Consider the following 6,000-nt stretch of genomic DNA (forward strand, 5'->3'; position numbering starts at 1 on the left):
AGTTGGGCATTCCCCAGAAGCCCCGCCACCGGGAACGCCCTCTGAGCAAGCGTCGAATGGTCCGGCGTGCGGGACGCATATGCGGCTGCGACTCCGGCCTCGCCGGGTTCGTCGGGTCGGGTCCCCGGGTGTGGTTTAGGTTCTGGAGGTGAAGCCGTTCGCGAAGCGCGCCCTCGGGAGGGCGCCGTAGCGAGCGAACGGCTTTGGGTAGTCACCGGGGTTTGCGGTAGGGTCTGGTTGCTGAACCTCACCCACAAGACCGGAGAACCACCGATGACCGACGACATGATGAACCTGCGCAGCCTTCTGGAAAAGGCTCCAGATGCAGATCTGCTGCGCGAGATAATCAGCTTTGCCGCCGAGCGGCTGATGGAGCTGGAGGTGGGTGCGCTCACCGCGGCGGCCCACGGCGAGAAGAGCCCGCTGCGGCTGGCCCAGCGCAATGGCTACCGCGAGAGGGACTGGGAGACGCGCGCTGGGACGGCGGAACTGCGCATCGCCTTCGACAAGGCCTATACGCCCTATTCGTCGGCCTTGGAGAACACCACCCCGGCGGGAATGATGAACGCGGCCGGGGAACCTGCGAAGCAGCTCCTTCTGGAACAGTAAGCGCTCGTCTGCGCCGGTCTGGCGCTTTCCTCCCCCTTGTGGGGAGGGCCGGGGTGGGGGCCGGGCCCCGCATGGGAGCGTCTCTTGTAGCACCGTGCTGCAGTAAACGACTCCCCCGCCCCACAGGAAAAGTTGTTCAGGGGCGGAAAGGCCTGGGACAGGCGCTAGCGCCTCCGCCCACGATTCGGGGGACCGGTATCGGCTTTCTTTGCGTCAGCCCGCCACGGGTCATCGTCACGCTGAAACCTCCGCGCAGCCGTGTCCCCGTCAGGAATGACCTGCCACCTGCGCCCTTTCGCAGCTGGCCATCCTCCCGTCACTGCGGATTGCCGTTTCGCGACACCTCAGCGACCGCAGCAAGGCATTGCGACCATCGTTCAGCAGCCGAACCTGATATCAGGCGCCAGTTTGCGCCCACCTGCTCAAGCAACTGCCGGCATCGCAGATGAAACTGCTCCCTGGCAGCCGGTTCTGCCTGGTACCGGGTTCCGTCATCATGCCACGGAATGTCCGTGTCGAGCAGAAGATACAGGTCGGCGAGCGGATGCCGCAGCTCATTCGGCGGGGTCTCTCCTAGCAGATATTCTTCCCATACACGGGTCAGCAGCGGGTCTGTATCCTCGAATAGCAGATAGCCTGCTTCAGGCGCGATGGCGGCGCGCATTGCCTCGTGACCGCGTGCGATTGCCGCAAAGTCATCCTTCGTCCAGACGGCTTGCTTGCGGTTGGCATCGTAGGTCCTGCCATATTCCGGCACGTGCAGCGTATCGAAGTGCCAGGCCAGTGCTTTGGCGAGCGTTGTCTTGCCAGTGCTTTCGGCGCCGAACAGAATGACGCGTTTCTGATAGTATGGCCGCACAGGCCCCGGAACGAAGCGCCAGACGGAAGCGGGGTTTTGTCTCACCGCCGTTCCGCTAACCGGAAATGCCAGCCTCGCCGAGTCCAGCACCATCGCTTCGGCTTCAAGTTCCGCTGCCAGTTGTGTGACGTAGGTCTCGGAGCCGAACAAAAAATCGATTGGTTCCGGATGGGCACGGCGACAGATATTGCGCCAGATGTCCCAAAACTCTGGATGATCCTGCGGCTCCTGCGGCGCCGGGCTGTCATAATGAAGGACCCTGACGCCTGGGAGAAGATCCTTCATCCACGCGAACCGCAACATACCCGGGATCGGATCACCGGGCAGCGAACACACCAGCACCGTCAGCCGGTCACAGAGCTGGGCGGCCGTTTTGCAAAGAAAGACATGCCCTGCATGAGGCGGCATGAACTTGCCGAGCAGAAATCCATGGGTCACGCTTCTTCCCCCTGGCGTTCGGCCGCTCTCCGCCAATCGAGCAGCCCAGCAATCGCAAGAATCAGGAATATGCCGTAGAGGGCCGCCGTGGGATGCAGATCCTTCGCGACGTAGACGCCTATGGCAATCACGTCGACGATGATCCAAAGAACCCAGTTTTCGACGAAGCGGCGGGCGAGAAGCATCTGGGCAACGACGCTGAGGACCATGACCGCGGCATCAGGGTATGGCAGCGCTGCATTGGTCCAGTTGGCCATCACCCCACCCATTGCAGCGATTCCGCAGACGGCAACCGCAGCCGTGATCTGCAGCTGCCGAACTGGCAGTTTCCGGACCATCAATTCGCCGCCACAATTTCTCCCGCGGATCCACCAAACAATGCCGAACAGCTGAATGATGAAGAAGAACACCTGCAATATCGAGTCGCTATACAGCCGGGCGTTAAAGAAAATCCACGCGTAAAGCGTGACCATCACCAGCCCGAACGGGTAGTTCCAGAGACTCCGCCGGATGATGAGCAGTACATTTGCCAAGCCGCACAGCACGGCGACGATCTCGACCGCCCTTGTTCCGAACATGCCTCCCAGGAATGACTGGACCTCATTCAAGACGGATTGTCTGTCCTTTCGCGTCGCGAACATAGGAATACATCTGCTGACAGACTGCCACGGGACATTGACACCCGGCAACCGCCGCGTATTCTGGCAATCGGTCCGGCGTGACCTGCCGCTGCATGGCTCTGCCACCTCAAGATGGTGTTGATAAGCCGAACTGCGGCGGAAGCCTGTGCGTATCCTGCCATATAACGGGTCCATCCTTGCAGCCGTTCTCTTTTTGATCTAGTCGAGGGCTCATGCCAGAGCATAAGAAAGTCCTGTCGATCCAGGGCGCGCGCGAGCACAACCTGAAGAATGTCTCCCTCGAACTGCCGCGGGACAAGCTGATCGTTTTTACCGGGCTGTCGGGCTCCGGCAAATCCTCGCTCGCCTTTGACACGATCTATGCCGAGGGCCAGCGCCGCTATGTCGAGTCGCTTTCGGCCTATGCGCGGCAATTCCTGGAGATGATGCAGAAGCCGGATGTCGACCAGATCGACGGCCTCTCGCCCGCCATCTCGATCGAGCAGAAGACCACGAGCCGCAACCCGCGCTCGACCGTTGGCACCGTCACCGAGATCTATGACTACATGCGCCTCCTCTTCGCGCGCATCGGTGTCGCCTATTCGCCGGCCACCGGCCTTCCCATCGAGAGCCAGACGGTGACCCAGATGGTCGACCGCGTGCTGGCGCTGGACGAAGGTACGCGCCTTTACCTGATGGCCCCCATCGTCCGCGGGCGGAAGGGCGAGTACCGCAAGGAACTGGCCGAGCTGCAAAAGAAGGGCTTCACCCGCGTTAAGGTCGACGGCAAGTTCCACGAGATCGACGCGGTGCCTGCCCTCGACAAGAAATTCAAGCACGACATCGACGTGGTGGTGGACCGCCTCGTGGTCAAGCCCGACATCGGCACCAGGCTTGCCGACAGCTTCGAGACCGCGCTCAAGCTGGCCGATGGCCTGGCCGTCGCCGAATTTGCCGACAAGCCGCTTCCCGCTTCGGCCACCACCGAGGAAGGCGCCAACAAGTCGAAGAACGATACGCATGAGCGCCTGCTGTTCTCGGAGCGCTTCGCCTGCCCCGTCTCGGGCTTCACCATCGACGAGATCGAGCCCCGGCTCTTCTCCTTCAACAACCCCTATGGCGCCTGCCCGAAATGCGACGGCCTTGGCACCGAGCTCCATTTCGAGCCCGAACTCGTCGTGCCCGATGCCTCCCTCTCGATGAAGGCTGGCGCGATCCTGCCCTGGGCCCGCACCGGCAATACTTCCCCCTATTACAACCAGACGCTGGAGGCGCTGGCCAAGCACTACAAGGTGTCGATGAACACGCCCTGGAAGGATATTCCGAAGAAGGTTCGCGAGGCGATCCTGTTCGGCACGGGGACCGATGAAGTCACCATCACGTACGATGACGGCATCCGCGCCTACAAGACGAAGAAGCCTTTCGAAGGCGTCATCGGCAACATCGAGCGGCGCTGGCGCGAGACCGATTCCGAGTGGATGCGCGAGGAACTCTCCAAATACCAGTCGGACCACCCCTGCTCCGAATGCAACGGCTTCCGGCTGAAGCCGCAGGCCCTGGCCGTGAAGGTTGACCGCAAGCATATCGGCGAAATCTCGGCCATGGCGATCCGCGAGGCCAACGACTGGTTCGCGTCTCTGCCGAAGAAGCTCAAGGCGAAGGACCAGGAAATCGCCGCGCGCATCCTCAAGGAAATCCGCGACCGCCTGAAGTTCCTCGTTGACGTGGGGCTCGACTATCTCAACCTGTCGCGCACCTCCGGCACGCTGTCGGGCGGCGAGAGCCAGCGCATCCGTCTCGCCTCGCAGATCGGCTCCGGCCTGACTGGCGTGCTCTATGTGCTGGATGAACCGTCGATCGGCCTGCACCAGCGCGACAATGCGCGCCTCCTCGAAACGCTCGTACGCCTGCGCGACCTTGGCAACACGGTGATCGTCGTCGAGCATGACGAGGATGCGATCCGGCTTGCCGACTATGTCGTCGACATCGGCCCGGGCGCCGGCGTCCATGGCGGCCAGATCATCGCCCAAGGAACGCCCGCCGAGGTGATGGCAAACCCCAAGTCGCTGACCGGGCAATATCTCACCGGCCAGCAGGCCGTGCCGGTGCCCGGCCTTCGCCGCAAGTGGGAGAAGGGCCGCTCCATCCGCGTTAAGGGTGCGCGCGCCAACAACCTGAAGAATGTTTCGGCGGAAATCCCGCTGGGCGTCTTCACCTGCGTCACCGGTGTCTCGGGCGGCGGCAAGTCCACGCTGCTGATCGATACGGTTTACAAGGCCGCGGCGCGCAAGCTCATGGGCTCGCGTGAGGCGCCCGCCGTGCATGACCGCATCGAGGGCCTCGAACTGCTCGACAAGATCATCGACATCGACCAGAGCCCCATCGGCCGCACGCCGCGCTCGAACCCCGCAACCTATACCGGCGCCTTCACCCCGATCCGCGACTGGTTCGCGGGCCTGCCGGAAGCCAAGGCCCGCGGCTACGAACCGGGGCGCTTCTCCTTCAACGTCAAGGGCGGGCGCTGCGAAACCTGCCAGGGCGACGGCGTCATCAAGATCGAGATGCACTTCCTCCCCGACGTCTATGTCACCTGCGACGCCTGCCACGGCCACCGCTACAATCGCGAGACGCTGGAGATCAAGTTCAAGGACAAGTCCATCGCCGGCGTGCTGGAGATGACGGTGTCGGAGGCGGCGGACTTCTTCCGCGCCGTACCGTCCGTGCGCGACAAGATGGAGACGCTGGAGCGCGTCGGCCTTGGTTACATCAAGGTCGGCCAGCAGGCCACCACGCTGTCGGGCGGCGAGGCGCAGCGCGTCAAGCTCGCCAAGGAGCTCTCGCGCCGCGCCACCGGCCGCACCCTCTACCTGCTCGACGAGCCAACCACGGGGCTTCACTTCCATGATGTGAAGAAACTCCTCGAAGTGCTGCATGAACTCGTCGATCAGGGCAACAGCGTCGTCGTCATCGAGCACAATCTCGAGGTCATCAAGACCGCCGACTGGATCATCGACTTGGGCCCCGAAGGCGGCGACGGCGGCGGCGAGATCGTGGTGGCCGGAACGCCCGAGGACGTGGCGCGCGAGAAGCGCAGCTACACCGGCCAGTTCCTGAAAGAGGTGCTCCGCCGCGGAAAGAGGCAGGCTGCGGAGTAGTGCTCTACTTTGCCTATGGCGCCAACATGTGCAGGAGCCAAATGCGCGCGCTGCCCGGACCATGAGTGCATAGGAATTGCAGTGCTGAAAGACCATGCCCTGTGCTTCCTCCGCCATTCCCCCATCCGCAACTGTGGCGTGGCGGGACTAGAGGAGACGCCGCGGGCGGAAGTCTGGGGCGGCGGGTCCGCTTGTGATAAGCCTTACCGGCATAGACCGCCTTCTCGCCGCCCATGATGAGATCGCCGGTCACTTCGCTCTCATAGGTCTTGGCGCCCGTCAGCCGGCGCGCCCGGATCAGGCCCGATCCCTGATCGAC

The 6,000-nt window shown here is 62.9% G+C and carries 3 protein-coding genes and 1 pseudogene; 2 read left to right on the forward strand and 2 right to left on the reverse strand.

Features of this window, described 5'->3' with window-relative positions; all coding sequences use genetic code 11:
- Window positions 1-273 precede the first annotated feature (273 nt).
- Window positions 274-498: pseudogene (locus IOC82_RS16675) on the forward strand (transposase); the annotation flags it as partial.
- 427 nt (window positions 499-925) lie between these two features.
- Here IOC82_RS16675 and IOC82_RS16680 read toward each other — a convergent pair.
- Both IOC82_RS16680 and pnuC read right to left on the reverse strand, forming a co-directional pair.
- Window positions 926-1,906 carry an AAA family ATPase gene (locus IOC82_RS16680; protein ID WP_290547326.1) on the reverse strand — a complete coding sequence of 327 codons (981 nt, stop codon included), beginning with the start codon at window positions 1,904-1,906 and terminating at the stop codon, window positions 926-928.
- Window positions 1,903-2,514 (reverse strand): nicotinamide riboside transporter PnuC, encoded by a 612-nt coding sequence (gene pnuC / locus IOC82_RS16685; RefSeq protein WP_290547327.1) that lies wholly within the window; start codon window positions 2,512-2,514, stop codon window positions 1,903-1,905. The genes IOC82_RS16680 and pnuC overlap by 4 nt, the downstream gene beginning before the upstream one ends.
- Window positions 2,515-2,759: 245 nt before the next feature.
- On the opposite strand from pnuC, the gene uvrA reads away from it, so the two are divergent.
- The gene (uvrA, locus tag IOC82_RS16690) at window positions 2,760-5,681 is read left to right on the forward strand and encodes an excinuclease ABC subunit UvrA (RefSeq protein WP_290547328.1); all 2,922 of its coding nucleotides are present in this window, start codon (window positions 2,760-2,762) and stop codon (window positions 5,679-5,681) included.
- Window positions 5,682-6,000 lie beyond the last annotated feature (319 nt).

The sequence above is a fragment of the Aestuariivirga sp. genome, from assembly GCF_020252395.1.
In the GTDB taxonomy this organism is placed as follows: domain Bacteria; phylum Pseudomonadota; class Alphaproteobacteria; order Rhizobiales; family Aestuariivirgaceae; genus Aestuariivirga.

Bases quoted from the DNA above. Each gene is read 5' to 3' on its own strand.
- uvrA (WP_290547328.1), top strand. From the start codon at position 2,760: ATGCCAGAGCATAAGAAAGTCCTGTCGATCCAGGGCGCGCGCGAGCAC.